Consider the following 26742-nt stretch of genomic DNA (forward strand, 5'->3'; position numbering starts at 1 on the left):
GGAATTTGCGATTTCACCTGATCTCGGTTCTCACTGCTGACCTGGTTTGAGCACGATGAACAGCCCCTTCGCCTCGGCGCAGAGGCGTTCGCCGTCGTGCAGGGTGGCCCGGACATAGACCTTTCGGCCCTCCTGCCGCTCGGTCCAAGCGTGCACCCGCAGTTCGGTGTCGAGGGGAGTGATGGAGCGGTAGTCGACGGTGAGCGACGCGGTGCGGGTCACCTGGCCCGCGTGCACCGCGGCGGCCATACCGAGCAGATCGTCGAAGCCGACCGCGACCTGTCCGCCGTGGGCGGCATTATTGCCGCCCAGGTGGAAGGTGCGAAAGGTGATGCGGGCTTCGATGCCGTCCTTGCCCGCCTTGTCGACGACGAACGGCGGCAGCGTGATGTTGCCGCGGGAGGGCAGGTCGACCCTGGTCCAGGTCGGCGCGGACCATTCGTCGACGATTGCCGTATCCAACTTGTCGTTGAGCTGTTTGAGGATGCCGATCGTCTCCAGCGCGAGCTCATCGGTCGGGCAGGCCAGCCTGGCCCGATCCATCAGACTGCGCACTTGCTCGACGAACGCACCATAGTGCGGCCCGCCGCGCGAAATATCGAGCTCGTCCAGCTGTGCATTGATCAGCTCCGACATCGGCCGGAACCCGCCCTCATGGTGTTCTTTGCTCGGCAGCGAGTTACCGACCTGCTCTTCGTTCATGTAGAACACGTTATCGGTTGCCGGTCGAATGCTCGTTCGGTGGGGCTGGAGCAGCGTCGCATCGGCCGTACGCCATGGCTGGTTGCGCGCGTCGACACGATGGCCGAATGCGGGGGCGGGGTGGGCTGGCCTAGTGTGGGTACTCGTTGTTCATCAGGTCTTCCGAAAACCCCCACCGCGGGGCGGGTCGATGGGTCGACCATCGGGTCGTCGCCGAACGGTGTCGCTGGCGAAAGGCTTTGTCCCGTATGCACATTGCGGCTGTTGTTTTTGATATGGACGGCGTTCTGATCGACTCCGAGCCAGTGTGGGAGCAGGTGCGCCGCGCGTACGTGGCGGAGAAGGGCGGGCGCTGGCTACCCGATACCCAGCAGCGCTTGATGGGGATGAGTACGGGGGAGTGGTCGGACTATCTCAGCGGTGAACTCGGTGTCGGTGCGACGCCGGATATCGTGGCCAATGACGTGATCGATCGGATGGCCGAGCACTACGAGAAGTCGGTGCCGCTGCTGCCGGGGGCAGTCGAGGCGGTGCAGCGCATCAGCGAACACTGGCCACTCGCGGTGGCCAGTTCGTCGCCGCGCAGTTTGATCGACACGGTGCTCGGCCGCACCGGGCTGATCGAATTCTTCGGCGTCACCTTCTCGACCGAAGAGGTCGATCGAGGTAAGCCCGCACCGGATGTGTACGTGGCGACGGCCGCCTTCATGCGGCACAAATCCACCGAATGTGCCGCCGTCGAGGATTCGAGCAATGGACTGCGCTCGGCACATGCCGCGGGGATGCGTGTTATCGCCGTGCCGCGCCCGGAATATCCGCCTGCGCCGGACGCCCTTGCCCTGGCCGCCGAGGTGATCGACACCCTCGACAAACTCACCCCCGAAATCGTCGCCGGAGGGTGAGACCGACTCGCCGATCATCCAGACCACCGAGGTCTTCCAGTGCGGACGCATGCGCCCCCGTGTCGGCGATCGGGTTCGATTCCGGTGCGATTCGGAGCCGAAAACCATCGCCACAGCGCCCGCAGAACCGCTTGGTTATCGAGTTCATCGACACCCGCCGGTAGACGCGACCTCGCGGTCTGCGCTCTGAACCCCTTTCATGTGGGGCCGTAAGACGCGCGGATCCCGGGACAGGGGTCAGGGCTGGTAGGACTCGAGCAGGGCGCGGGCGGCGGCGGTGAGGTCGGCTTCGAGCCAAGTGGGGAGGGCGGGGGCCTGGGCGTGGCGGCGCAGGGCGGCGTAGGGCAGGTCCACCACGGCGCGGCTGACGGCGTCGATTTCGCGCTCGCCGTCGCGGCCGAAGCGGGCGGCGGCGATGCGGCGCAGGTGCTCGATGAGCGGTGCGTTCATTTCGTCGAGCCGGGCACGGAACTCCGCGTCCGGTCCGCCGTCGAGCAGATCACTGGGGCGCAGGTTCAGCAAAAGCCTCGCGTCGTCGGGTAATTCGCGACCGAAGCGAATGCTCGCCACGGCCATTGCGACACCGGCCTCGACCGGATCCGGATCGGTGGCGGCGGACTTGACGCGGTCCTGGAAGCGTTCGAGCGCGCGCAGCCAGGCCGCGGTCAGCACGCCGTTGCGGTTGCCGAAGCGGTGATAGAGCGTACCGACGGGTGCACCACTGGCCGCGGCGATCGCCGCGACGCTGGCGGCGCGGGGGCCATCGGTGAGTACGAGGGTGCGCGCTGCGTCGAGGATCACGTCGGTGTCGTGCTTGCGGGGAGGCGCCATGTACTAGTACGTTCCTTCTATATGGAGCGATTGTCCTACATAGATGAGCATGCCAGATCGGTGGAAGCGAATCGCGATCGGGCGTGGAAAGCCTTGCTGAAGGTTGTCTGCAAGGATCCGAGCGATCCCTCGAAGACGCCGGTCGGCTTCGTGCTCGACGCGGCCGAGGAGCCCGCTCGGCTGGCACTGCGTGGGCGGCACTGGTTCTCGCGCTATGCGCTGGTCTTCGAACTGGACGAGCAGGGGCCGAGCCGGACGTTGCTGCGAGCGCGCAGCTGGGCCGAATTCCCAGGTCTGCACGGAAAAATTTACCGCGCGTTGGTCATCGGCACCGGCGGCCACAAGATTGTGGTGCGCGATATGCTGCGCCGAATCGCGGCCGCGGCATGATCCCGGGGTTGGTCTGGGGTGCCACCGAGGCCGAATGCGAACTCCCCCTGCCATGTGACGAGGTGCAACCTGGTGGGGTGCAGGCGGATCGGGCCATCAGCATTGATGCGCCACCCAGCGTGGTATATGGCTGGCTGTGCCAATTGCGGGTCGCCCCTTACAGTTACGACCTGCTCGACAACTTCGGCAGGCGCAGCCCACGCCACCGTGATCCGGCGCTGACCGAACTCGAGGTGGGACAGCGGTTCATGTCCACGTTCACCCTCGTCTCCTTCGCGCTGTGCCGCCATATCACCCTGGTCTCCGGCAACGTCTGCGTCACCTACGCGGTGCGACCCGAAGCGCACGGCACCCGACTGATGGTCCGAATGCATTGCGGCGCACCGTGGATTGTCGCCCGCGTGCTGGTCCTCGGCGATGTGGTCATGATGCGCAAACAGTTGCTGACGTTGAAGGAGTTGGCCGAGGCCGAGGTATCGCAATAGCGGTTACTCACATCCGGCCATGCGGTCCAGCAGCAGCGCCTGTTCGGCATTGTTCCCGGTCAGCTCCGCCGCGCGGGCGAATTCGGCCCGCGCTTCGGCTGGTCGACCGAGCCGGTCGAGCAGGTCGCCGCGGACAGCGGGGAGCAGGTGATAGTTGTCCAATGTGCCGGTGGCGACGAGCGCGTCGACGAGTTCGAGACCCGCGGCGGGTCCGTGCACCATGCTGACCGCGACGGCTCGATTCAATTCGACGATCGGGGACGGAAAGCGTTCGGCGAGAACCGCGTACAGGCCTGCGATGCGCCGCCAGTCGGTCTCCTCGGCGCTCGGCGCCATGGCATGCAATGTGGCGATCGCGGCTTGCAGCGCATAGCGGCCCGGCCGCAGCCCGCGATTACGGCTGGCCGCATGGGCCCGGCCCAGCGCTGCGAAACCACGTCGGATCAGCAGCTGATCCCATCGGGAACGCTCCTGATCCGCCAGCAGGACAACGGTTTTCGTGGGACTCATCCGTGCGGCCGAGCGCGAGGCCTGTAATTCCAGCAGCGCGGCGAGGCCGTGTGTTTCCGGTTCGTCGGGCAGCAGATTCGCCAGCATCCGCGCCAATCGCAAGGCGTCCTCACACAATTCGACGCGGATCCAATCATCGCCCGTCGTCGCGGAATAGCCTTCGTTGAAGATCAGGTACACGACCTCCAACACCGAATCCAAACGCCTGGCCAGCTCGTCACCCTGCGGCACCGCATATGGCACGCGCCTGGCGGCGATGGTGCGTTTGGCCCGCACAATGCGTTGGGCGACAGTCGATTCGGGTACGACGAAGGCGCGAGCGATCTCGTCGGTGGTCAATCCGCCGAGCAACCGCAGCGTCAATGCCACCCGGGCCGGTTGTGACAGCACCGGATGGCAAGCCGTGAAGATCATGCGCAGCAGATCGTCCTCGATATCCTCCGCCGACTCGGGCTCGGGAGCGGTCCGCAGTTCATGGCCGACCAGCGTCAGCTTCCGGGCGAGGTTCTGATTGCGCCGCACCCGATCGATCGCTCGATGTTTCGCGGTGAGCATGAGCCAGCCGCCCGGATTCGGCGGCACGCCTTCGCGCGGCCACTGTTCCAGGGCGGCGACCAGCGCGTCTTGGGCCAGTTCCTCGGCGGCGTCGATATCGCCGACGGTCCGGGTCAGCCCGGCTACGAGGCGCGGCCATTCCATCCGCCACACGGTTTCGACGGCATCGCGGATCTGCTCGGGCGGCCGGCTCATCTATCGGATCAGCCCTCGACGACCTGTCGAATCTCGACCTCGATATTCCACTCCGGCCCGTGCACGCTCAGGAAGCGCGAGGTCCATTCCACCGCCTCCTGCTTCGTCTTCGTCTGCAGCAGGCAGTACCCGCCGACGACTTCCTTCGACTCGGTGAACGGTCCATCGAGCACGGTCTGCTTACCGCCGACCTGGGTGATCTTGGTGGCTTCGGTGATCGGATGCAGACCGGCGGTATCCAACAGCACCCCGGCCTTGGTCATCTCCTCGATCACCTTGTTGACCTGCTCGATCAGCGCCTCGTCGGGAACCGGCGCATCCGTCGGATCGACTCGGATCAGCATCATGTGTCGCATCTGGCCATCCTTGGTTCGGTGGTCGGCTTGTCCGACCCTCACTCAACGCATCGAACGGCATCGGCTCGAATCGACATTCTCTCGAAAATTCTTCCAAAAGGCACATTTGTCACGCGGGCCAGGCCCGCGCGGCGGCCCGCGCGGTCCAGCGGCCGTCGTCGTAGCGGACTGCCACCGGGTGGTCGAAGGCCGCGCTCACAGTGTCCGTCGTGACCGTCTCGGCGGCGGGACCGGCGGCAACTGTCCGGCCGTCGGCGATCAGCAGTGCGTGGGTCGTGGTGCTCGGCAGCTCCTCCAGATGGTGGGTGACCAGGATCGAGGCGACCTCGGGATGGGTTTCGCCGAGGGCGTCGATGGTCTCCAGGAGTTGTTCACGAGCCGCCACATCGAGTCCGGTGGACGGCTCGTCGAACAGCAGCAGGCGCGGCTCGGCGATCAGGGCGCGCGCGATCAGGGTTCGGCCGCGTTCGCCCTGGGACAGCGTCGGCCAGATCTCCTCGGCCTTACCTTTGAGACCGACGGTGTCGATCATGGCGTCGGCGCGGCGCAGATCCTCCGGTGTCGGCGTCCAGCGCATCGGGGTGTCGATGGTTGCGGTGATGCCGGTGAGCACGACCTCGCGGACGGTCAGCGGATACCGCAGTGGATGGCGCGGATTCACATGGCCGATCGAGTGGCGCAGTGGGGCCAGATCGACTCGGCCCATCCGCTGGCCGAGGATATCGACGGTGCCCGAGGTCGGGAAGGTGACCGCGGCGCAGAAGCCGAGCAGGGTGCTCTTGCCCGCGCCATTGGGTCCGAGCAGTGCCCAGTGTTCGCCCGCGTGGACGGTCAGCGAGATGCCGTCGATGATCTGTTTGCCTTCGCGGCGGAAGGTGACCTCGGTCAGTTGCAGCACCGGGGTTTCGGGCATGAGAGATCTCCGTTCGGTCTTCAGGTGAACGCGTCTTTCAAAGCGCTCAAGTGCCTTCGGCTGAATTCGGCTGCGGCACTGGGGTTTCGATGTGCGATCGCATCCGTGAGCCGAATGTGCGCGTCGTGGTCGGTGGGCTCCGAGGGGACCGGGCGGATCTTGAGCATATCGATCATCGCCACCCGGAGCCGGGGGAGGAAGCTGTCGAAGAGTTGGGTGAGCACATCGTTGTGGGCGGCGACGATGACAGCACGATGGAATGCCATATCGGCATCGACATGGTCGGCGATCGGTTCGCCGTGCGCCTCGCGCGCGGCCAGGGCCCGGCGGATGGCGCGCAGGTCGGCCGGGGTGCGGCGCTGCGCGGCCAACGCCGCGGCCTCGGCCTCGATCGCGATGCGGGCTTCGATGACCGCCGCGATGGTGGCACGACGCAGCACCACATCCCAGTCCTCGGTGACATCCAGCGCGGTCACGAAAACCCCCGCCCCCTGACGACTGTCGAGCACGCCCTTACCCGCCAATTCGCGGATCGCCTCGCGCAGGGTCGAGCGGCCGACACCGAGCTGCGCGGCGAGGGTCGTTTCACCCGGAAGGCGATGTCCCAGTGGCCATTCCCCGCTCCGGATGCGGGTCAGCAGCAGTTCCGCCGCCTGTGCCGCGAGCGGATGCCGCCGTACCTGCGAGACCATCCGAACCTCTCTACTTGTCTGAGGAGTTGTGTATAGTCTAGCAATCATGCGCACCATGCTTCTGCTCAGCCGCCACGGCGGGGCCTAACGACCGGCCGCCCGCCGTGGGGCTTCGTCGTGGCCGGTCACCGTTCTCTGTGACGGCCCCGAAGGCCAGGAAGCAGCAATCATGACCATGTTCCCCACCATTGCCACGCCAGCGGGTGCCGTTCCGCATGCCGCTGCGGCGTGGAACAGACAGCGGCATTCGCAAATGCCGTCGCACCGCTACCGCAACGTCTACGATCGGGTGGAAGTGCCACTCGCCGAACGCGATTGGCCGAATGCCCGGCTCACCCACGCGCCGCTGTGGGTGCCGGTCGATCTGCGCGACGGCAATCAGGCGTTGGCCGAACCCATGGATCCGGTGCGCAAGCAGCGATTCTTCGAACTGCTGGTTGCCATGGGCTACAAGGAGATCGAGGTCGGCTACCCATCCGCATCGCAGACCGATTTCGATTTCGTCCGCCTGATCGCGCGCACCGATATCGCGCCGGAGGACGTCACGATCGTGGTATTCACACCGGCCCGACGCGATCTCATCGAGCGCACGGTGGAATCGGTGCGCGGCATCCGCAACGAGGTCGTCATCCATATGTACACCGTGACAGCGCCGGTATGGCGAAATGTCGTGCTGGGCAAGGATATCGGCGAACTGCGCGAGTTAATCGTCTCCGGTGGCCGCGACGTGCTCGAATTCGCCGGTGATCTGCCGAATGTGCGGTTCGAATTCTCCCCCGAGGTATTCAACCTGACCGAACCGGATTTCGTACTCGACATATGCGACCGCATGACGACCCTGTGGGGCGCCACTGCGCAGCGGCCGGTGATCCTGAATCTGCCTGCCACGGTGGAGGTTGCGACACCGAATGTGTACGCCGACCAGATCGAGTACATGCACAAGAATCTGGCGCGTCGCGACAGCGTCATCCTGTCGGTGCACCCGCACAATGACCGGGGTACCGGTATCGCGTGCGCGGAGTTGGCCGTACTCGCCGGAGCCCAGCGCGTGGAAGGCTGCGTTTTCGGCAATGGCGAACGCACCGGCAATGTCGATATCGCGACCCTGGCGCTGAATCTGCACGCGCAGGGCATCGATCCGATGATCGACTTCTCCGATATCGACGAGATCCGCAGGACCGTCGAGTACTGCACGCGTATGCCGATCCACGAAAGGCATCCCTACGTTGGCGATCTCGTGCACACCGCGTTCTCCGGCACCCATCAGGACGCGATCAAGAAGGGTATGGCCGAACATCGCGAACGGGCGGCCGCGACCGGTATCGACGAACGCGAACTCGATTGGCATGTCCCGTATCTGCCGATCGATCCGGCCGATATCGGGCGTGGCTATGACGCGGTGATCCGGGTGAATTCCCAGTCCGGCAAGGGCGGCATCGCATATCTGCTGGAGTCCGAATACGGCCTGGAACTGCCGCGTCGACTGCAGATCGCTTTCGCGCGGAACGTGCAGGCGCGTACCGATGACACCGGTCTCGAGATCACCGCCGCCGAACTGTACGAGCTGTTCGAGGCGACCTATCTGCATACCTCGGCGGAGTCGGTCGAGTTGACGCAATGGCGGACGACCGACGCGTACACCGAGGTCACGCTGAGCGTTGGCGGTGTCACTGAGCGTAGCGAACATCGCGGTGTCGGTCCGATCGAGGCGCTCACCGCGGCATTGGCCCGGGTGGGGTACCCGGTCGAGGTGCTCGGCTTGACCCAGCAGTCGATCGGGGCAGGCAACGCCGGGACCGCGATCACCTACCTCGAGTACCGCGTCGGTGCGCAGACCGGATGGGCCTGCGGAAGCAGCGATTCCGTCCTCACAGCATCGCTGGCCGCCGTCATCCGAGCCGCGAACGCGATAGTCTCCTAACGGGTACCAATACGACATCTCGGTCAAAATGCCCGGGACGACGGCCGCGCATGAAAAGGTATGCAGCGTGGTGCGGCACGTGACAGGGAACCTCCCCGCTGAGGTGACGAGCTTCGTCGGTCGTGACGCCGAGGTCGCCACGGCGCGCAAGCTGCTGTCCAGCACGCGGCTGCTCACCCTGACCGGGCCGGGCGGCGTCGGGAAGACCCGGCTCAGCCGACGGGTGGGGGAGACGGTGCGTCGCGCCTTTCCCGACGGTGTGTGGCTGGTCGAGGTGGCGCATGTGCACGACGGGGACTTGGTGGCGTTGAGCGTCGCGCAGGCGCTCGGCCTGCGCGACGACACCACTTCCCCCGTCATCGGCCTGACCGAATTCCTGGCCGACAAGAGCCTGCTGTTGATCCTGGACAACTGCGAGCACTTGATCGGCGCGTGTGCCGAACTCGTGGACCGGCTGATTCCGGCGACCACCGATGTGCGGATTCTCGCGACCAGCCGCGAGTCGCTCGGGGTCTCCGGGGAACAGGTGATGCCGGTATTGCCGCTCGCGGTGCCGGAGGTGGATGAGGACGAGACACGCCCGGCGCACGTCGACAGCGATGCGTTGCGGCTGCTGATCGATCGGGCCGTCGCCGCGAACCCTGACTTCCACGTCACCGATGCCAATCGCGGGACGCTCGCGGCGATCTGTCGTCGCCTGGACGGCATACCGCTGGCACTCGAACTGGCGGCATTGCGGCTGCGGATGTTCACACCGGATCAAGTGCTCGCGCGTCTGGACGATGCAATGCGGCTGCTCACCGCCGGGTTGCGTACCGCGCCGGAGCGGCAGCAGACCCTGGAGGCCGCGATCCGGTGGAGCTATGACCTGTGCACGCCCGACGAACAGCGGCTGTGGGAGCAGCTGTCGGTCTTCGCGGGTGGTTTCGATCTGGAGGCCGCGGAGGCGGTCTGCGCGGTCCCGGACGCACTGTTGGACGCGTTGACCGGACTGGTCGACAAGTCGGTGCTCGGCCACCGGCAGAACAGCGACGGTACCGGGCGCTACACGATGCTCGAACCGTTGCGTCAGTTCGCCTTGGCGCGATTGGTCGCCCGCGGTGGTGAGCGTGCTGTGCGGCTGCGTCATCGCGACTACTACCACGGGATCGCTGCGCAGGGACGCACCGCGTACTGGGGGAGCGAGGATGTCACGTGGTTCCGTGACGTCACCCGCGAACATCCGAATCTACGTGCGGCGCTGCAGTTCTCGCTGGCCGATGCGGAAAGCGCCCATCGCGCACTGGAGATCGCGACGGAACTGCGCCCGTTCTGGGAGCATTACCGCTTCCTACTGGAAGGCTACCGCTGGCTCCTGGAAGCACTGGAGAAGGATCGCGACCATACGAAGGATCGGGCACGCGCACTCGCGGCGGCCTCGGTGATCGCCGCCATGCTGTCGGATCCGGCGACCGCGACGCGATTCGCTGACGAATGTCTGGATATCGCAACGGAACTCGATGCCGAAGACGTGCTCGTCGAACACGCCCTGCTCGCCGCGCTACTCGCATTCGCCAACGACGAACCGAGACAGGCACTCGATATCGCCGAGTCCGTCTCCGACCGTGCGCGTGCCTGCGCCCACCACGGCGTCGAGATGGAGAGTCTGGCCTTCGCGTATGTGTGTGCGCTGGTGCTGGGCGACGAACGGGCTGGCGCGATCGCCGATCGCTTCCTCGCCAAGACCAACGACTACGGCTCGCACCTGTTGGGCGGGCTGGGGCATTGGGCGGTGGGCACCGATCGCTGGCGTAAAGGCGCGCAGGACGCGGCGATTGCGGAACTGCGCAAGGCGGTCGAGCTGTTCAGCCTGTTCGACCGATGTGTGTGGACGGCGTCCGGGTTCGACGGACTCGCGTGGGTGGCGACGGCCGATGGGGATCTGCAGCGCGCGGCGCGGCTGATGGGGGCGGCGTCGACGGTGCGGCGCGGCAGTACCCAGCGGCTCGCCCATGAGATGACCGAATTCGTGGGGGACAAGGTGCGCCTACAGGTGCGCGATGCGATGGGCGAGAAGGAGTTTCAGGCCGCCTTCGATGCGGGTGCGGCGTTGGGGTTGGAGGCGGCGGTGGCCTTTGCGCTCGGCACCGCGCGGCCTGCCGCGCCGGTGAAAACTGTTGCGGCGGACGTGCTTACTCGACGCGAACGTGAAGTCGCGCGGTTGATCGGGGCAGGTTACAGCAATAAGAGCATCGCGAGTGAGTTGGTGATTTCGATTCGGACCGTCGAGAGCCACGTCGACCACATTCTCACCAAATTGGGCTTCACCTCGCGGACACAGATCGCCGCGTGGGTCAGCCGGAATCAGATCTGACGCATCAGTCGCCGGTCGCGCCGTCGATGCGTTCGCGCAGGAAGTCGGCATGACCGTTGTGTCGCGCGTATTCCTCGATCATATGCACATAGACCCAGCGCAGGCTGAATTCGATGCCGCGACGAGTGAAGACGTGGTCCAGGGGAAGGTCCGCGACGGCGGCGTCGGCCGACTTGATCTCCGCGTGCAGCGTCGCCAGATCCGCGGCGGCATCGGCAGTGGCTATATCGTCGAAATCGCCGTTCGGGTTGTCTTCGCTGCAGTACAGGTAATCCAGCGGTTCGCCGCGGGTGGCGATGCGGAACCAGCCGCGTTCGCATTCGGCGAGATGGCGGACCAGCCCCAGCAGCGACAGCGTCGAAGGTGCGACGCAGCGCCGTTTCAGCTGCTCGGCCTCGAGGCCGGCGCACTTCCACAGCAAAGTGCGGCGGTGCAGGTCCAGCCAGGTCTGCAGCATGGTCCGCTCGTCGGCGACCAGCGGCGGCTTGGTTCTGGTGATCTCGGGTGCGGTCCACGTCACCGGCAGACTGTAACTGGCGAACCGCGACCGAATCTCGCGAATTAATGCGACATCGTCCGGACATAGTGATGCCTATGTCGCCTCGGCATCGGCGCTACAGCCCGGAGTTCAGGAAGTCGATGACCGCGCGCTCGAAGGCGTCCTTGCGCTCGATCTGCACCCAGTGTCCGCATCGCCCGAACAGCCGCAGATCGGCATTCGGCAGCTGACGTGACGGCAGCAGCGCACCCTCGGCCGGGGTGACCCGATCATCGCGACCCCACAGCAGCAGCACCTCATTGCGCAACGCGCGCAGCCGCGCCCACAGCGGAATCGGTTCCGCGAAGGCGGGATTCGCGAAGGTCGCGTAGGCATCGCGGATCGCCGCGATGGCGGCCGGATCCGCTGCCGCGGCCCATCGGTTCTCGATGAGTTCGTCGGTGAGTACCGCCTCGTCGAAGACCATGGTCCGCAGCCAGGCTAGTACGCCGTCACGAGTCGGATTGCCGGTGAAGTCGAGTAGTCGTCGAATCCCTTCGGACGGTTCGGGTCCCAGTACGTTGACGCCGACACCGCCCGGGGCCATGAGCACCAGTCGATCGATGCGCTGGCCGTGTTCCAGCGCCACGAGCGTCGCCACCGCGCCACCCATGGAGTTGCCGAGCAGGTGCACCGTCGGTAGTTCGAGTTGATCCAGCAATCCGAGCACCGCGTCGGCGGCGATGCGCAGATAGTTGCGCTGGTACACCTCGGGTCGCTCGCTCGCGCCGAAGCCCGGCTGATCCAGGATGAGGCAGCGGAAGTGTTCGGCGAGTATCGGCAGATTCGCGCCGAAGTTGGCCCAGCCCGATACTCCCGGGCCCGAGCCGTGCAGCAGCACCAGAGGTGGACCCGAACCCGCCTCGTGGTAGCGCAGTTTCAGGCCGTCGACGGTGATGTGGCGACTGGTGTCCGCCGCGTCCATCAGACCATCCGATCTTCGACCGGCAGCCCGAATTCGCCGCGGCCGAACATCGCCAGGGCGCGCTCGACATCGTTGATGACGTGCACACTGCCCGCGTGTGCGTCGCGCCAATGCCGTTCGATCGGATTGGGTTTGCGGATCGAGTGGCCACCGGAATTGTCGAACAGCAGCTCGATCGCCTGGATCGCGCGCTCGGTGCCGCGCACCTGGTCGCGGCGGGTGCGCAGCCGGATTTCGTACGGAATCTCCTCGCCCGCTTCGGCATAACGCAGTTGCTCGGAGATGTTGTGTTCCATTTGCAGGATGGCCGCGTCGATTTCGGAGCCCGCGCGAGCGACCCGCACATGTGCGAATGCGTCCTCGGCCACCTTCTGGCCGCCGTAGGACAGCCGGACTCGCTCGCGCATGCGCTCGATATGCGCCTCGTACGCGCCCTGTGCGGCACCGATGATGGGTGCGGTAATGGTGTTGGAGAACACGCCGGCAAACGGAATCTTGTACAGCGCAGCGGGATTGGCCTCCTGGCCGGGACCGCGCAGCTGTGATTGTTCGGTGGCGCTGTAGGCGCGGTGGTGCGGAACGAAGGCCTTCTCGATGACGATATCGTTGCTGCCGGTACCGGACAGGCCGACCACGTGCCAGACGTCATCGATGCGATAGTCGTTGCGCGGCGCCAGGATTGTCAGATAATCCTTGGGATTGCCGTGTTCGTCCGGGGCCAGTGCGCCAAGGAATGCCCACTGGGCGTGGTCGCAGCCGGAGGAGAAACTCCATCGTCCACTGACCTCGTACCCGCCTTCGACCGGCGTGAGTCGCCCGGTCGGAGCGTACGACGAGGAGATGAGCGTGTCGGCATCCTCCCCCCACACCTGTTCCTGCGCCTGCAATGGGAAAAGCGCCAGCTGCCAGGGGTGCACGCCGAGCACCGAGGAAACCCAGCCGGTGGACGGGCAGGCCGAAGCGATCGTACGAATGACCTCGTAGAACGCCACGGGGGAGGCTTCGTCGCCGCCGAAACGCGACGGCTGCAGCATGCGGAACACCCCGGCCGCGGTCAGTTCCCGGATGCTGGCCACCGGAACCCGCCGCTGCAGATCGGTCTCCGCGGCTCGCTCCCGGATTGCCGGGAGCAGATCGCGAACCCGATCGAGCACCTTATTGGCCATGACGGGTGTCCTCCTATGTTCTGATTCCGCGACCGGTGTGCCGGACGACGCCATAGTTGTGACGCTATGGCGGCCGTGACCGCGCGTCGGGAACAAGTCCCGGTGATCGGAACGCTCGGAGGGGCGTCTATACCGCGTGCAGCAAATTCGAATCGGCGTTGGTTTCGTACGGGTCCGGACCCCACCGGTAGCCGTAGCCGCGGATATTCGTGATCAGCCCGGGACGGTCCAACTTCGCGCGCAGCGAGGCCATATGCACATACAGTTTCCGCAAGACCGCCAGCATCGAGTCGCCCCAGACGCAGTCCATCAATTGCTCACGGCTGACCGCGATTCCGGGCCGCTCGACCAATACCCGCAGCAACTCGAACTCCAGCCGGGTGAGCGGAACCAGTTCCCCGGCTACCTCCACCCGCCGTGCCGCGAGATCCACGCGAACGTCCTCACTGGTCACCGTCTTACCCCGGGCGATACTGGCAACGCCGACCCGGCGCGTCACCGCCTCCAGCCGCGCTGCCAACTCACCGATACGCGCGGGTTTGACGAGATAGTCGTCGGCGCCGCTGTGCAGCCCCAGCACAATCGAACGCTCATCGGCGTGCTCACCGAGAATAACCACCGGCACCGAGCTCACCTCGCGCAATTTGCGCAAAACCTGCAACCCGTCCATATCCGGCAGGCCCATGTCGAGGATAACGGCGTGATAGCCATGATGCGCCAAGAGTAGATCGGTCCCACGATGCTTACGCTCCACCTGATGACCGTGTAATTCGAGTCCCTGCGCCAGGGCGTCGCCGCCGCCGTCGGCGTCATCATCGATCATGATCAGCCGCATCCGTCTCACCTTCCCGCACGATCCGCCGAAGAGCAGCGAACTTGCATGGTTGCCGCCTCTGCCCCAGCACGCAAAGTTATTCCCTTGCCACCCTTGGGAAACAGCGTTCCGCGCCCGCGGAGATCGCCGGAGGCGGACATTGTCGGCCGTCCAGCGGAATTCGTGCCGTCCGATCACTACGGCGAGTTCGTCGCGCGCCTCGACCTCGATCGGCAGCAGTGGCGGGTGGCTGCTTGATTGCGTTAGTGCCCAGGTGACTGCGCGGCGGTGGTTCCGGCTTTGCGGCCGAAGAAGGTAGCGTCGCCTAGGGAGGTGCCGCTGATGTAGCCCTCGCCGTGCAGGCCGGAGGCAGCTCGGCCCGCTGCGAAGAGGCCGGGGATGGGAAGACCGTCGAGATCGAGGACTTCGCCGTCGAGGGTGGTGTGGAGGCCGCCGAGAGTGAAGACCGAGGCGCCGGTGCCGCGGCGGTCGCCGGATTCGGCGGGCGGGCGGACGCCCGCTTTCACATCGATGGCGGCCAGCGGGGGTGTCAGTGGGCGCAGCCAGCGCGGTGCCTTGTGGAAGTCGGGATCGGTTCCGCGCGAGGCGAATTCGTTATAGCGGGTGATGCTAGCGGTGAGTGCGCCGGGCGGCAGGGCGAGTAGTTCGTCGAGTTCTTCGATGGATTCGGCGACGTGGGTCGGGCGCACACCCCAGCGTTCGCGTTCGGGCACCTCGTCGTAGCCCTGTTCGTCGAGCACCACCCACACGTTCATACCCTGACCGAACAGCGCGGCCTGGCCGATGCGGCCGGGATAGGTGTCCTCGTTGACGAACCGTTGGCCCCGATGGTTGACGACTATGCCGCGCGCGGCGAAACCCGGAATCAGGGAAGCACCGACCTGACCGGCCGACATATGCCGTACGGCGGCCCCGGCGGCCTGAGCGATGCGGATACCGCTGCCGTCGTCGGTGCCCGCGCTCACCTTGGTGTGGCCGAGCAGTCGCGGCGCGTGGGCGGCGAGCATATCGTCGTTGTCGACGAAACCGCCGGTGGTGAGCACACATCCACGTCGTGCCCGAATGGCGAGCTCCGTGCCGTAGCGTCGTGCCACTACACCGACCACCGAACCATCCTCGCCCAAGATCAGATTCGTGGCATAGGTGTCGTATTGTGCTGTCACACCCGCAGATTCGGCCGCCGATAGCAAACAATCCAGCAGCAACCTACCGCCGAAGTCGTTCGAGGTGGGCCGGTGCCCGCGCGGCGCCGGGATCGCGATTTCGGTAAACGGCCAACTGTTTTCGCCCAGCCACATGAGCCCGTCATCGGTCGGCGGCACCCAGGTGGGAGCATCCCAGAGGCTGGGTTTGAACGGCACACCGCGGTCGACGAGCCAGTGGAAATGCGCCACGCTGTGCTCGCTGTAGTGCACGATCTTCGCCACATCCGCGCCCGGCCCGAGCGCCGCCACCAGAAATGCCGCCATCTGCTCGGGACTGTCGTCGAACCCGCACCCCCGTTGGATCGGCGTCCCACCGCCGAGATAGATCTCGCCACCTGACAACACCGACGCGCCACCCGCACCACCGGCCCGATCCAGTACCAGAACCTCGGCACCGGCCCTCGCGGCCTCGAATGCGGCGCAGGCCCCCGCGCTGCCGTACCCGACGACCAGCACTTCGGTCTCGATGTCATAGGACTTCACCTCGGCGGCGGCACGCGGCGCGACCGATTTGCGGACCGTCATGGTGTCGAGACTGCCGCCGGTCCATCGGATGACGGAATCGATCATCTCGGTGGTCGGGCCGGTTGCTCCCGTTCAGTGGGACTGGCGCCGATCGCCGCGTCCCGCACTCGCGATGGTGTGTGAACGGCGTCACGTTTGCATATCCCGGCGCCAGTGAGGAGAGGAAATCGATGCGGGTCCTGGTCACCGGAATCACCGAGCCGAGCGGTCGCGCGGTGGCGCGCATGTTGTTGGCCGCCGGGCACGAAGTGGCCGGGCTGGACCAGCGGTGGCATCGTTATATCGATCCGCGGGTGCGGTTCACGACCGACCACACCGCAGCTGTCGACGGCTGCGCGAGCATCGTGCATCTGGCCGCAAGCGGACTCGCCGAAATCGCCGCTGAAGCGCGCAAAACCGGTGCGCGCTTGGTGGTTCCGGTCGATCCACGCTCGGCGCATGCGGACGGCAAGGCCGTGGCGGTGCTGCGAGCCTCGCGTGCGGACAGCGTGCTGGTGCGCACCGCGCCGACCGCCGGTCGCCGGAGCGGACCCGAAACCCGCCGGGCACTGGAGCCGATTCTCGGTTCGAAGTCCGACGACGGATTTCAACTGCTGCACAGCGACGATCTGGACCGCTTCCTGGTATCGGCCGCCACCGCACTATCGTCGGCGCATAGCGAAGATGGGCTCGAGATCGTCGAGCTCGCGGCTCCCGGCGTGGTCACCACCGACGAGGTACGCCGCATGATGCGCGAAGCGGGCGTACGCTACTCGGCCTGGGTGCCCGGGTGGTCCGGTCGCCAACCGCTCCTGGATCCCACTGTCGCACAGGAGAAGTGGGGCTTCCACTGTGGCTGGACGGCAAGCGAGGTCATTGCCGATCTGGTGCGTGGCATGATCGGCCGCAAGCCCGACGGCGGCGGATTCCGCACCCGCCGGGGCGCAATTCCGCTGCCGTCACACGTGATTCCCTCTCGTGCCGCCACCTCGGACAACCATCTGCTCACCGATGTCGCCCCCGACGGTCTCGAGGGTGAGTTCGATGATCGAGTCGACGAGCGCTACCCGGTCCACACCGCCACCAACACTTCCGAAGCGCTTCCCGGCCCGATGACGCCCCTGACCATCGATCTGCAGGCCGGTGCCATCCGCCTCAGCAACGAGGCCATGGGCGAGATGATCGCACTCGACGGAATCGCCTTGGAGCACTGGACGAGTCGGGTCACCACCGTGCTCGGCCACCACATCTACATCAATGCCTCGATCGGCGTGCTCGCCGCGGAGAATATGCCGGGCTGGGATGAGGAGAGCATCCGCCGCGATGCCTACGGCAATATTCCGGCCGAAATCGCCTTGCAGCCGCACGGCAAGCCGCCGATGCCGACGGGACTGGCGAGCACGCTGGCAACGGCGCGCGCGACGTCCCGCGTCATCGCAACCGCCCGCCGCTTCGCTAAGACGGCCGAACTGATCAATGCCGCATCTCATGCGGAAGCGTTGAGCGCGAACGAGATTCGCGAACTGTCCGATGAGCGGCTGCACGTTCGCGCCTTGCTCTGGCGCGACCGCCTGCACCAGGCGTGGCAGGCCGCGGCGATCGGTGTGATGATGACAGGTGCCGCCACCGCCATCCACGCACGCGGCAAGGATGCGGGCGAGGTTGCGATCGACCTGAATCGGTTGGAATCGGCGAAACCCATGCTCGCGGTGGAACGCCTGGCCGAATTCTGCCGCGCCGACGCCGATCTCGCCGAGCTTGCACGCGCCGGTGACATAGATGCGGCCCGGACGATATCCCCCGCATTCGCCGCCGCACTCGACGAGGAGCTGGCGAAGGTCGGGCATCGAGGTCCCGGTGAATGCGAGCTGATCAACCCCACATTCGGTGATCGGCCCGCGCTGTTGGTGAGCGCCGCCGCCCGCGCCGCGCAAATGCCTGCGCCCAAGCGCGAATCCGTGGATCCGTCGCCGAGCCGTACCGCGCGAATGGCCGCAGGAGCCACGGTGGCCCGGGAACGCGCACGCGACGGCGTCGTCCGGATCACCCACTGCCTGCGACTTGCCGTGCGCGAGTGGGCCGATCGGCTCGTGCGCGCCGGTCGATTGCGCGAGATCGACGACGCCTGCTATCTGACGCTGGACGAAATCTTTTGCCCTCCAGCGGACGTGGCCGCCAAGGTGGCCCGCAGGCGCGCGGAACGCACTCGGTTGCAGACCATCAGAATGCCCGATGTCATTGCCGGACAATGGGAACCGGTCCCCGATGCGGCGGCCCTCACCGCCGACGAGAGCCTGACCGGCATCGGCGTCTGCGCCGGCGTTGTGGAGGGCCGGGTCAAGCTGGTGCTGTCGCTGGATGACGATATCGAGCCCGGCGACATCCTGGTCGCCGCGGTGACAGACACCGGCCACACCGCCATGTTCGCCTACGCCGCCGCTGTGATCACCGATATCGGCGGCTCCGCATCCCATGCCGCGATCGTCGCCCGCGAATTCGGCATTCCCTGTGTCGTCGATACCAAGACCGCGACCACCAGTCTCGCCGACGGCCAGCGCGTGCGCGTGGACGGCGCGGCCGGGACGGTCACGCTGCTGGCCGACTGAGCGCGGCCCGAACTTGGGTCGCCGACCATATGCGGCCCTTGATGAAAGGAACACCCCTCGTGAAGAATTCGCGCGCTTTCCGCGGCACGATCACGGCCGCGGCCGTAGTGCTGGTCGGCGTTCTCCCGGCGCTGACCGGACCGGCATCGGCGGGTCCGGCGCTCTCGGGTCCGGCCGTGCCGGCGCTGCGGTCTCCGGGCCAGGCCGATCGGCCGCTGGGTCTGACGCATGCGCCGAATGCCCGCGATATCGGCGGCTATCCGGCCAAGGGCGCCAGGTCGGTCGCGACCGGTGTTGTGTACCGGGCCGACGCGCTGGCCAAACTCGACGCGAGCGAACAGCAGAAGCTGGTGTCGCTCAATATCACTCAGGTCATCGACTTCCGCAGCCCCACCGAAACCGGACGCGATCCCGATCGACTTCCGGCATCGATTCGCCGCATCGAACAGCCGGTCTACGATCCGGCCAATGACTTCTACCTCATGGTGGCGCGCCTGATCCAGGCCGGACCGGCCGCCCAGCAGGAGGCGCTCGGCGACGGCAAGGCCGCCAAGATCATGCGCGACTACTACGCCTGGTTCGTTTCGAATCCCACTGCGCGCGCCCAGTTCGCCCAGGCCTTCACCGCCATCGCGAGCGCGCAGGGTGCGGTGCTGTACCACTGCACGGCGGGTAAGGACCGCACCGGCTGGATGACCGCGATGCTGATGAGCGCGCTGGAGGTGCCGAAGGGGCAGATCTACAACGACTTCCTGGATTCCAACGACAACTTGGCGGCCGGAAACAAGGCGCTGCTGGACGGGCTCGTTGCCCAGGGTTTGGTGACCGATCGTGCGCTGTGGGAGCCGATCCTCGGTGTGCAGCGCGAATTCCTGGACGCGGCATTCGACCAGGTCCAGGCATCGTTCGGCTCGTTCGACCGCTTCCTCAGCGATGGGCTCGGGATCGACGGCGCGACACTCGACGCGCTGCGGGCGAAGTTGCTGACCAAGCACTGAGCTTGTGCCGGTGTCACCGTGACGGTGGCACCGGCTCGGTGAATCTCTCTGCGGCCTCGCCCCGCAAACTCCCCGCGGGCAGCGTCCGGCCGCACAACACCAGCAGCAGATCCTGGGCCGAGCCCGCGAGCAGCTACCGAGAGCCGGCCGAGGCCGATCAGCGCCCCACCCGCCAACATTCCCGCAGCAACGTATTCATCGAGCGTAGAGGGCTTGCCGGGTGCTCGCGTACGTAGCCCGGATCCGCTTGCCGATCGCCCCACCGTCGCTGGGAGCGCGGACCTCGGCGACGGTGCGCGCGGGCCAACTCGGTGGCTGTGCGGTGCCACTCAGAGCCCAGGCCGCCTGCCGGGCGGCGCCGAGCGCGACGTATTCGTTCGGCTCCGGGACCGTGACCGTGAGCCCGAAGATCTGGGCGGCGACTTCGGCGACCAAGGCGGAGCGGGCCGCGCCGCCGATCAGCAGGACACGCTGCATCGGGATTCCGGCGGTGCGCAGATGGTCGAGCGCGTCGGCCATGTTGCAGAGCATGCCCTCGACGGCTGCGCGCGCAATATGGCTGGGGCGCAAGGTTTCCGGTCGCAGACCATGCAGACTGCCGGTGGCATGCGGCAGGTTCGGGGTGCGTTCACCGCAGAGGTAGGGAAGCATGACGACACCTTCTGATCCCGGCGGTGCCTGGCGCGCAATGGTTTCCAAGCCGGCGATATCGACTCCGATCAGTTCGGCGGTGGCGCCCAGTACGCGGGCGGCGTTGAGTGTGCAGGCCAGTGGCAGGAATGCGCCGGTCGCGTCTGCGAATCCCGCAATGGCTCCGGTGGCATCTGCGCTGGGTGCGGCGGCGCGGGTGTAGACGGTGCCGCTGGTGCCGAGTGAGAGGACGACGTCACCGTCCGCGATCCCCAAACCCAGTGCGGCACCGGCGTTATCGCCGGTACCAGCCGCGACGATTGCGCCCGCGGGAGTGCGTCCGACCACTTCGGCGGGTCCGACGACGCGGGGAAGTTCGGGTGTTCGCCCCCGGAAGGCATGGGTGAGTATGTCTCTGCGGTACATACCGGTCGCGGGCGACCAATAGCCAGTACCAGAGGCGTCGCCGCGATCAGTGGTCGGCTCGACGGTGGGATCGGATGGCCCACCGCGTAACCGCCAGGTCAGATAGTCGTGCGGAAGGAGCACCCGGTGTGTGCGGTCGGCATGCTCGGGTTCGTGATCGGCCAGCCACCGCAGCTTGGCGACGGTGAATGCGGCCAGCGGCACACTGCCGACGGCATCTGCCCACACCTGCGGGCCGCCTAGTTCGGCGATCAACTCCTCGGCCGCGTGGGCGGATCGAATATCGTTCCACAGCAACGCATCCCGGACCGGCCGACCATCGACATCGAGTGCGACCAACCCGTGCTGCTGACCTGCGACCGCCACCGCATCGGCGCGATCCAACAACCCGTCGCCGGCCGAACACAGTGCCTGCCACCAGGATTCGGCGGGCACCGCGGTGCCCTCGGGATGCGGGGCGCGCCTTTCGTCCAGAATCTCGCCGGTGTCCGCATCGCACAGGACGACCTTGCACGACTGGGTGGAGCTGTCCACTCCTGCGACGGTGGCCATCAGGCTTCCGGCCTGAGCTGGATCTTGCGGCCGGTGCCAGCGCGGAAAGTCTGTAGCGCGTCCGCGAATTCGTCCAATCCGAAGTTGTGGGTGATCATGGTGTTCGCATCTATCACGCCCTTGCCCATGAGCTCGACCGCCCGGCCGAAGCTGTGCAGTACCGCCATCGAACCCACGATGGTGATCTCGTCGTTGTAGATACGGAACGGTGAGATCGACGCGGTCGCCGCGCCCGGCGCCACCCCGAACTGCTGAAACACCCCGCCCTTGCGCACCCGGCCGAGTCCGTCCTCGATGGCGGCGACCGCGCCCGTACAGTCGATGACCACCTCCCAACCCTGCGGGCGGTCGAATTCGTCGGCTGTGGTCGCGGCGGCATCCGCGCCGAGCTCGACGGCAACCCCGAGTCGTGCGGTATTGGTATCGACCACCGACACCGACGCGGCCCCGGCCACTCGCGCCAGCTGCAATATCAGCAGACCCATGGTGCCCGCGCCGTACAGCAGATAGTGCGCGCCGAGCGCACGCGGCAATACATCGAACGCATGTACCGCACACGACAATGGCTCGACCAGCGCCCCGTGTGTGGTCGACAGCGTCTCGGGCAGCCGGTAGCAATTCGCGGCAGGCACCGCGACGTATTCGGCCATCGCGCCGTCGACGGTATCGCCGATCGCGCCCCACCGTTCGCACAGATTCCCACGCCCGATCGCGCAGTAATGACACGCCCCACAGAACAACGACGGGTCTACCGCGACGGCATCGCCGACCCGCACACCATCGACCCCGGTGCCCAGCGCCACCACCGAACCGGCGAACTCGTGACCGGGCACGATCGGATACGGCGTAGGTGGGAACTCGCCATCGGCAATATGCACATCGGTGCCGCATATCCCGACCGCATCCACCCGCACCACGACCTCACCGGGCCCGGGCGTCGGATCCGGCTCGTTCTGTACGGCGAATTTCCCAGGGGTCTCGATCACGACCGCGCGCATAGCACTACCTTGCACCCGAACCCCGCCGCGCCGTCGCATTTCGCCCCGCCGTATCGCGGATTTCTGGATGAGGCAGACTGTCGCGGTGAACGACGACCCGGACCGGCATGCCGACGTGCACGTCCGCACGGGCGACGGAACCACACTGCCCGCCCTGACGGATCCGCTGCTGGACGATCTGCTGCGCGAACCACCAGACCCGGAATTTCCGGCGATTGTGGTCGAACGCGGCGAGCACGCCTACATCCAGGCTCGCCTGCTTCCCGATGGCGTGTACGAACTCGAGCACCGCGCGGCCGGATCGGGCGAGTGCTTCCAGATGTACACTCCCGATGCCAAGCTGGTGCGCGATGTCATGTGGGCGTGGATCGACGAAAATGTTTGGTGGCGTGAGAGTGTCGGGTGGTATCGCGTCGATCCGGCGGTCGCGGAATTGGAAGCCGCCCGGCGCGAGTTGTCCGGTCTGCTGGACGGACTTTCGGTTATGGACGGCATCGAGTCGGCGATGGATGATGCGCTGAACCGCGCCGACGAGCTACTCGCCATGGAACTTCCGGATGACGAGCTAGGCCGCGATTAGGCGGCTCTGATACCACAGCGCCGTTGTCGCGATATCCGCTTCGGTCAGCGGGAGATAGGTGCCGTCGTCGTGCCAGCCGAGCGCCTGGATCGTTACGCGCAACTCCTGCTGGAAACAGATCGGATCGCGAATATGCCAGCGGTACATCCCGAATCGCTGGTGCGGCTGGTAGATCTCATCGGGCGGCAGGACCTGGTGCAGGCCGAGGTAAGGCGTCGAATATGTCCGGTAAGCACCGTCGAGGTCGAAATTCCATGCGCCACCGAAGTAGTCCTCGGTGCCGGTGCCGCACAGTGTTGGATGTGTGGTGTCGCCATCGAGGTAGAACTTCAGCTCGCCCTCGCCCCACCAGCCTGGTGCGCCGGGCCGAATCGCCAGGTAGGTGCCGACATATCGGCCGGGCCCCGGTACCGCGTCGAGGATTGTGTGCACAGCGGGCTCGTTGAGGGGCGTGCTGTGGCGGCGCAGTGCGTGCAGATATCCGGCCGCGTCGGGGACGACCTCCTCGGTATAGGTGAATTGGTAGTAGACCGGCACCGCACGGTCGCTGGCATTGTGCAGTGTGATCCTGGCGTGCGCGCGAAAAGGCATGGGCCAGAAGCTGTTCAGTCCACCGGCGGGAGCGACGACGACCATCTCGGAGTGTACAAGTGCCAGTTCGTCCCAGCCGTTGCAGAAGAAATCGCCTAGTGGCAGGTCGATCGACGGCTCGGGTTCGTCGTCCCAGTACATGCGAAGCGTGAGCTGCCGCAGCACCGTCCGGTCGGTAGTGAGCCAGCAGTGGCGCAGCACACCGGAGCCGGAAATATCTGCCAGCGTCACGGTTTCGCCCGCACCGAGGTGAATGGACGGGGAGATTTTCCAACCGGGTCCGAGCAGCCGCGCTGCATGCGCGCCGGTGCCGTCGATGGCGCGAGCTCCGGCACCGGGGGAGCCGGTCGGATTCTCCGCGCTGATCGAGCGGGTGCGTGCGGCATCGAGCCGCCAGAGTTCCGATGCCGAACCCGCGACGTTCACAGCCCGGGCCAGCCGTATCGGTCGGTGACGGCGGCGTGGCCCGCGCGTTTCTGGTAGGAGGTGGTGGTCGGCGGCTGTTCGGGTTCGCCGACCGCGACCAGTCGCCGGGTCTGACCGCCTGCCATGGCTTCGAGGTTGTGCCGCACCCCATAGGCGATGCCCTCCGGCACCGCGCGGTACAGCTCCGCACGTCCGTGGCCGAGGGTGCGGCCCGCGATAACGCCCCTGGCATCCAGGTCGAACAGCGGCGTGCGTTCGCCTGCGAAGTACGGCAGCGCGAGCAGGCCGCGACTGCCCGCCGGGACGTCGGCAGCCTCGGCCATCAGGTCGCACTCACCTTGCTGCCAACTTCGGTGGGCCAGGCCGACTCGGGCAGCTTCAGACCGGGAGCAACAACTGCGGCCCAGTCGTGCGCCCAATAGCGGTGTCGAAACACCTTGCGTTCGTTCGGATCTGGCGATAACGGTGCCTTGCGACCGGACCGGGACGCCCTTGGAGCTGGAGGTCCCGATATCGACGCCGAGAAATGCGCTCGTCATCGGGTGAACTCGTCGAGGGTGATATCGAGCAGTTCACAGGCGGCCCGGACAGTGGCTCGATGGTCGCCGGGGACGGCGTGAATATGGTTGGCGCCGAAGCGGGACAGGAAATCGTCGGCATGTGCGTCCAACCGGGCGAAGGCATGCGGCCATTCCCAGGTGGACTGTTTCATCAGCGATTCATTGGTCGCCTGGTCATAGGTCTCGAAATCGCCCAGCATCAATTGCATTCGGTAGTTACCGTCCTTGCGGGTGAGCCGCGCCAGCGTCATGCGGCCGGGCGCGGCCAGATGGTGCACCGACGCGCCGCCCGCCGGGAAGAAGAACACCTCGGGGTAGAGATGTACGTTGGCGAGATTCTCCGTCGGCTCGTCGCTGCGTGCGGCGAACCAGGTGGCGTGCTGGCCCGAATTGCACAGATCCCAGATATCGCGGTCCGCGTGATAATGCCGGACGTCGGCGAAAAGCACCGGAGTGTCGGCGATCTGCTGCAGCAGCCGCATGGTGAGTGCGCCGTCCATATCCGCTTCGGTCGCACACACATGGGGTTGTTTGGGGCCGTTCCAATCGTAGGGATCATTGAGGAACGCCTCGGTGATATCCATGGTGGCGAAGTACTGGGTGAGCTCGGGCTGGCCCTTGATACCCGAGAAGTCCAGCCGCCATTCCTCGATCAACTCACGCACGGCCAGATACGAGCGAAGCTGGCGTTCCAGCAATTCCGGAGTGAGTTTCACGCCGTCGTAGTGCACACCGGCGGTATGGCGTTCCAACCACTCTCGCGCACCTTTCGCCTCACCGGCATCGGCCTGTTCGGCGCGGCGGACGATCTCCCACTGATCGATCTCCTCGACGTCGATGCCGAACAGGCGCTGCCACTGATCGGTATTGGCGACGGCCGTATTCATCCCCATCGGCCGACCGCCGAAGCGCCCGAAAGTGCTGCCGCGCAAGCTCGATACCGCGGCGGCCGCAGTCGCCCGGGTACCGATCGCCTCGATGAGCTCGGTATCGGCCGGATCGCCCCACAACCGGGTGTGCGTGCGACCGATCTGATCCAGCGCACCACCCGCGGCCAGCATGCCGACCATGCCCGGTTGCACCGGATCAATGTTGGACAGCAACAGCAGCGGACCGGGCGTCGCACCCGCGGCCAACATAGTGAAGTGCGGGAACGCCCAGACCGCGTAGTGCAGCACCGTGAGATCCACACCGGCGGCGGCCACTTCGCGCGCCACCGATCCAGCCAGCGCATTCGTACTGATCTGCGTCGCGCCGCGGATAACCTCGTGGCCGGCCGTCCGCAACGCGCTGACCAGCCGATCCTCGGCCGACTCGATGAACTCCGTGATCCCGGCGTGCACATAATCACGCCCATCGGACACGCTCATGACCCCTATCCGCGCCATCCCGACCGCCTCCCAACGCGCAGGCCCCCTCCAGGATTATCTATCCGAAGGGGGCCGCCGGTGGTCGGCTTCGGGCGAGCGGGTTCGAGGTCGTTATCCGCCGGTGACCCGGCTGTCGACCAACTCGGCGGTGATCGCGTCGAGCCGCCGGGCACGCTCGGGATCGAAGTCCTTGCCCGCCAAGGTGAGTCGCGTGCGGCGCCGGAAAGCGGTGATCGGTTCGGTCGGTGGATGGTCGATCAGTTCGGCGATGGGGACGATGGCCTTGCGCGCCGGTTGGCCGGCGAGTAGGAGCCACGTCTTGGTGAGGATGCGGTGCGCCGTCGGCAGCGGGTCGGCCATGGCGGTACGCACCATGAGCGGGTTGTACAGGACATATCGCGTGCGGGCTCCCGGATGACGTTGCGCGAATGCCACCCCGAGCAGGTCGATGCAGCGCGAGGACTGCATGGCCGCGCGCATGCCGCGAAAACCGGTTCGTAGCTGCAGATCGTCCCATTCGATGGTGCCCGGCAGCCCGCCCGGACCCGCGATATTCATGATGACCGGGGCTTCGGCGCGTTCCAGTGCGTCGAAGAGTCCGTGTCCGATGACATAGCGGCTCAGGTAGGTCAGGGCGAAGGTGTATTCGAAGCCATCGGCGGTCTCCTGACGTTCGGACCGGAAGTTCTGCGCGCCGAAGACGACACCATCGACGGTATCGGTGACCGCGGCGGCTTCCGCGATGACCTTGTGCATGCCCGCGAGCGTGCTCAGGTCGGCCTGGATGAAGCTGGCCTGGTCGGCGGCGCCGAGGGCGGCGGCCTCGCGCAGGAATCGGGCGCCCTTCACAGCGCCGCTGGCCACCGCGAGCACACGGTCGCCGCGGCTGAGGAAGTGCAGGCCGAGCCCCTTGCCCATGCCGTCGGTACCGCCGGTTATCACGTAGGTGCGCATCGAATCGCTTCTCCTCGAATCACTTTCGGTTGAGTCATCGGCCGATGACATCGAGGCTAAGAGGACTGCGAGA

Annotated in this window: 25 protein-coding genes; 8 read left to right on the forward strand and 17 right to left on the reverse strand. The window is 66.2% G+C overall.

What is annotated here, in order from left to right; all coding sequences use genetic code 11:
* Nucleotides 1–30: 30 nt before the first annotated feature.
* On the reverse strand, nt 31–702 hold the full coding sequence (locus ACIBI6_RS05590) for a PaaI family thioesterase (protein ID WP_364343516.1): 672 nt from the start codon (nt 700–702) through the stop codon (nt 31–33).
* A 248-nt stretch (nt 703–950) separates the two neighbouring features.
* Here ACIBI6_RS05590 and ACIBI6_RS05595 point away from each other — a divergent pair, with 248 nt between their 5' ends.
* Nucleotides 951–1604 carry an HAD family phosphatase gene (locus tag ACIBI6_RS05595; protein ID WP_364343513.1) on the forward strand — a complete coding sequence of 218 codons (654 nt, stop codon included), beginning with the start codon at nt 951–953 and terminating at the stop codon, nt 1602–1604.
* A gap of 237 nt (nt 1605–1841) precedes the next feature.
* Here the strand turns inward: ACIBI6_RS05595 and ACIBI6_RS05600 are convergent, their stop codons facing one another.
* The gene (locus ACIBI6_RS05600; RefSeq protein ID WP_364343510.1) at nt 1842–2435 is read right to left on the reverse strand and encodes a TetR/AcrR family transcriptional regulator; all 594 of its coding nucleotides are present in this window, start codon (nt 2433–2435) and stop codon (nt 1842–1844) included.
* Nucleotides 2436–2456: 21 nt separating this feature from the next.
* Between ACIBI6_RS05600 and ACIBI6_RS05605 the strand changes: the two genes are divergently transcribed.
* Together ACIBI6_RS05605 and ACIBI6_RS05610 are read left to right on the forward strand one after the other, a co-directional pair.
* Nucleotides 2457–2825 carry a hypothetical protein gene (locus ACIBI6_RS05605; protein WP_364343507.1) on the forward strand — a complete coding sequence of 123 codons (369 nt, stop codon included), beginning with the start codon at nt 2457–2459 and terminating at the stop codon, nt 2823–2825.
* On the forward strand, nt 2822–3310 hold the full coding sequence (locus tag ACIBI6_RS05610) for a hypothetical protein (RefSeq protein WP_396955424.1): 489 nt from the start codon (nt 2822–2824) through the stop codon (nt 3308–3310). Before ACIBI6_RS05605 ends, ACIBI6_RS05610 begins: the two co-directional genes overlap by 4 nt.
* 3 nt (nt 3311–3313) lie before the next feature.
* Here ACIBI6_RS05610 and ACIBI6_RS05615 read toward each other — a convergent pair whose 3' ends face one another.
* From ACIBI6_RS05615 to ACIBI6_RS05630, 4 genes are all read right to left on the reverse strand, one after another.
* A complete protein-coding gene (locus ACIBI6_RS05615; RefSeq protein WP_364343501.1) occupies nt 3314–4570 on the reverse strand; it encodes a sigma-70 family RNA polymerase sigma factor in 1257 nt (418 codons plus the stop codon).
* Nucleotides 4571–4578: 8 nt separating this feature from the next.
* Entirely contained in the window at nt 4579–4926 is a 348-nt protein-coding gene (locus ACIBI6_RS05620) for a YciI family protein (RefSeq protein WP_364343498.1), read from the reverse strand.
* A 109-nt stretch (nt 4927–5035) separates the two neighbouring features.
* Entirely contained in the window at nt 5036–5839 is an 804-nt protein-coding gene (locus ACIBI6_RS05625) for an ABC transporter ATP-binding protein (RefSeq protein ID WP_396955425.1), read from the reverse strand.
* Between the two features lie 20 nt (nt 5840–5859).
* The gene (locus ACIBI6_RS05630; RefSeq protein ID WP_364343486.1) at nt 5860–6531 is read right to left on the reverse strand and encodes an FCD domain-containing protein; all 672 of its coding nucleotides are present in this window, start codon (nt 6529–6531) and stop codon (nt 5860–5862) included.
* 253 nt (nt 6532–6784) lie between these two features.
* Between ACIBI6_RS05630 and ACIBI6_RS05635 the strand changes: the two genes are divergently transcribed.
* Both ACIBI6_RS05635 and ACIBI6_RS05640 read left to right on the forward strand, forming a co-directional pair.
* Nucleotides 6785–8452: a 2-isopropylmalate synthase gene (locus tag ACIBI6_RS05635; protein ID WP_396955603.1), complete on the forward strand. Its 1668-nt coding sequence runs from the start codon at nt 6785–6787 to the stop codon at nt 8450–8452.
* Nucleotides 8453–8531: 79 nt separating this feature from the next.
* Nucleotides 8532–10805: a LuxR C-terminal-related transcriptional regulator gene (locus ACIBI6_RS05640; RefSeq protein WP_396955427.1), complete on the forward strand. Its 2274-nt coding sequence runs from the start codon at nt 8532–8534 to the stop codon at nt 10803–10805.
* A gap of 4 nt (nt 10806–10809) precedes the next feature.
* Here the strand turns inward: ACIBI6_RS05640 and ACIBI6_RS05645 are convergent, their stop codons facing one another.
* From ACIBI6_RS05645 to ACIBI6_RS05665, 5 genes are all read right to left on the reverse strand, one after another.
* Nucleotides 10810–11325 carry a DinB family protein gene (locus ACIBI6_RS05645; protein WP_396955428.1) on the reverse strand — a complete coding sequence of 172 codons (516 nt, stop codon included), beginning with the start codon at nt 11323–11325 and terminating at the stop codon, nt 10810–10812.
* 94 nt (nt 11326–11419) lie between these two features.
* A complete protein-coding gene (locus tag ACIBI6_RS05650; RefSeq protein WP_364343473.1) occupies nt 11420–12268 on the reverse strand; it encodes an alpha/beta fold hydrolase in 849 nt (282 codons plus the stop codon).
* Nucleotides 12268–13434 carry a 3-hydroxy-9,10-secoandrosta-1,3,5(10)-triene-9,17-dione monooxygenase oxygenase subunit gene (gene hsaA / locus ACIBI6_RS05655; protein ID WP_396955429.1) on the reverse strand — a complete coding sequence of 389 codons (1167 nt, stop codon included), beginning with the start codon at nt 13432–13434 and terminating at the stop codon, nt 12268–12270. Before hsaA ends, ACIBI6_RS05650 begins: the two co-directional genes overlap by 1 nt.
* Before the next feature lie 127 nt (nt 13435–13561).
* Nucleotides 13562–14269, reverse strand: a complete 708-nt coding sequence (locus ACIBI6_RS05660) for a response regulator transcription factor (protein ID WP_396955430.1) — start codon at nt 14267–14269, stop codon at nt 13562–13564.
* A gap of 242 nt (nt 14270–14511) precedes the next feature.
* A complete protein-coding gene (locus ACIBI6_RS05665; protein ID WP_396955604.1) occupies nt 14512–15999 on the reverse strand; it encodes an FAD-dependent oxidoreductase in 1488 nt (495 codons plus the stop codon).
* A 170-nt stretch (nt 16000–16169) separates the two neighbouring features.
* Here ACIBI6_RS05665 and ACIBI6_RS05670 point away from each other — a divergent pair, with 170 nt between their 5' ends.
* Together ACIBI6_RS05670 and ACIBI6_RS05675 are read left to right on the forward strand one after the other, a co-directional pair.
* Nucleotides 16170–18584 (forward strand): PEP-utilizing enzyme, encoded by a 2415-nt coding sequence (locus ACIBI6_RS05670; RefSeq protein ID WP_396955431.1) that lies wholly within the window; start codon nt 16170–16172, stop codon nt 18582–18584.
* A gap of 59 nt (nt 18585–18643) precedes the next feature.
* Nucleotides 18644–19582: a tyrosine-protein phosphatase gene (locus ACIBI6_RS05675; protein WP_396955432.1), complete on the forward strand. Its 939-nt coding sequence runs from the start codon at nt 18644–18646 to the stop codon at nt 19580–19582.
* Between the two features lie 195 nt (nt 19583–19777).
* On the opposite strand, the gene xylB is transcribed toward ACIBI6_RS05675, so the two are convergent.
* Nucleotides 19778–21190, reverse strand: coding sequence for a xylulokinase (gene xylB, locus ACIBI6_RS05680; protein ID WP_396955433.1), 1413 nt, complete (start codon nt 21188–21190; stop codon nt 19778–19780).
* Entirely contained in the window at nt 21190–22188 is a 999-nt protein-coding gene (locus tag ACIBI6_RS05685) for a zinc-dependent alcohol dehydrogenase family protein (protein ID WP_396955434.1), read from the reverse strand. The genes xylB and ACIBI6_RS05685 overlap by 1 nt, the downstream gene beginning before the upstream one ends.
* A 67-nt stretch (nt 22189–22255) precedes the next feature.
* Between ACIBI6_RS05685 and ACIBI6_RS05690 the strand changes: the two genes are divergently transcribed.
* Nucleotides 22256–22768, forward strand: coding sequence for a hypothetical protein (locus tag ACIBI6_RS05690; RefSeq protein WP_364343449.1), 513 nt, complete (start codon nt 22256–22258; stop codon nt 22766–22768).
* Here the strand turns inward: ACIBI6_RS05690 and ACIBI6_RS05695 are convergent.
* From ACIBI6_RS05695 to ACIBI6_RS05710, 4 genes are all read right to left on the reverse strand, one after another.
* Nucleotides 22754–23785, reverse strand: coding sequence for a glycoside hydrolase family 172 protein (locus ACIBI6_RS05695; RefSeq protein WP_396955435.1), 1032 nt, complete (start codon nt 23783–23785; stop codon nt 22754–22756). The two genes, ACIBI6_RS05690 and ACIBI6_RS05695, sit on opposite strands and share 15 nt — an antisense overlap.
* Entirely contained in the window at nt 23782–24108 is a 327-nt protein-coding gene (locus ACIBI6_RS05700) for an FGGY-family carbohydrate kinase (RefSeq protein WP_396955436.1), read from the reverse strand. Before ACIBI6_RS05700 ends, ACIBI6_RS05695 begins: the two co-directional genes overlap by 4 nt.
* 212 nt (nt 24109–24320) lie before the next feature.
* A complete protein-coding gene (locus ACIBI6_RS05705; protein ID WP_364343443.1) occupies nt 24321–25733 on the reverse strand; it encodes an L-fucose/L-arabinose isomerase family protein in 1413 nt (470 codons plus the stop codon).
* Nucleotides 25734–25826: 93 nt separating this feature from the next.
* Entirely contained in the window at nt 25827–26669 is an 843-nt protein-coding gene (locus tag ACIBI6_RS05710) for an SDR family NAD(P)-dependent oxidoreductase (RefSeq protein WP_396955437.1), read from the reverse strand.
* Nucleotides 26670–26742: the final 73 nt, after the last annotated feature.

The sequence above is a fragment of the Nocardia sp. NPDC050412 genome (genome assembly GCF_044458825.1).
In the GTDB taxonomy this organism is placed as follows: domain Bacteria; phylum Actinomycetota; class Actinomycetes; order Mycobacteriales; family Mycobacteriaceae; genus Nocardia.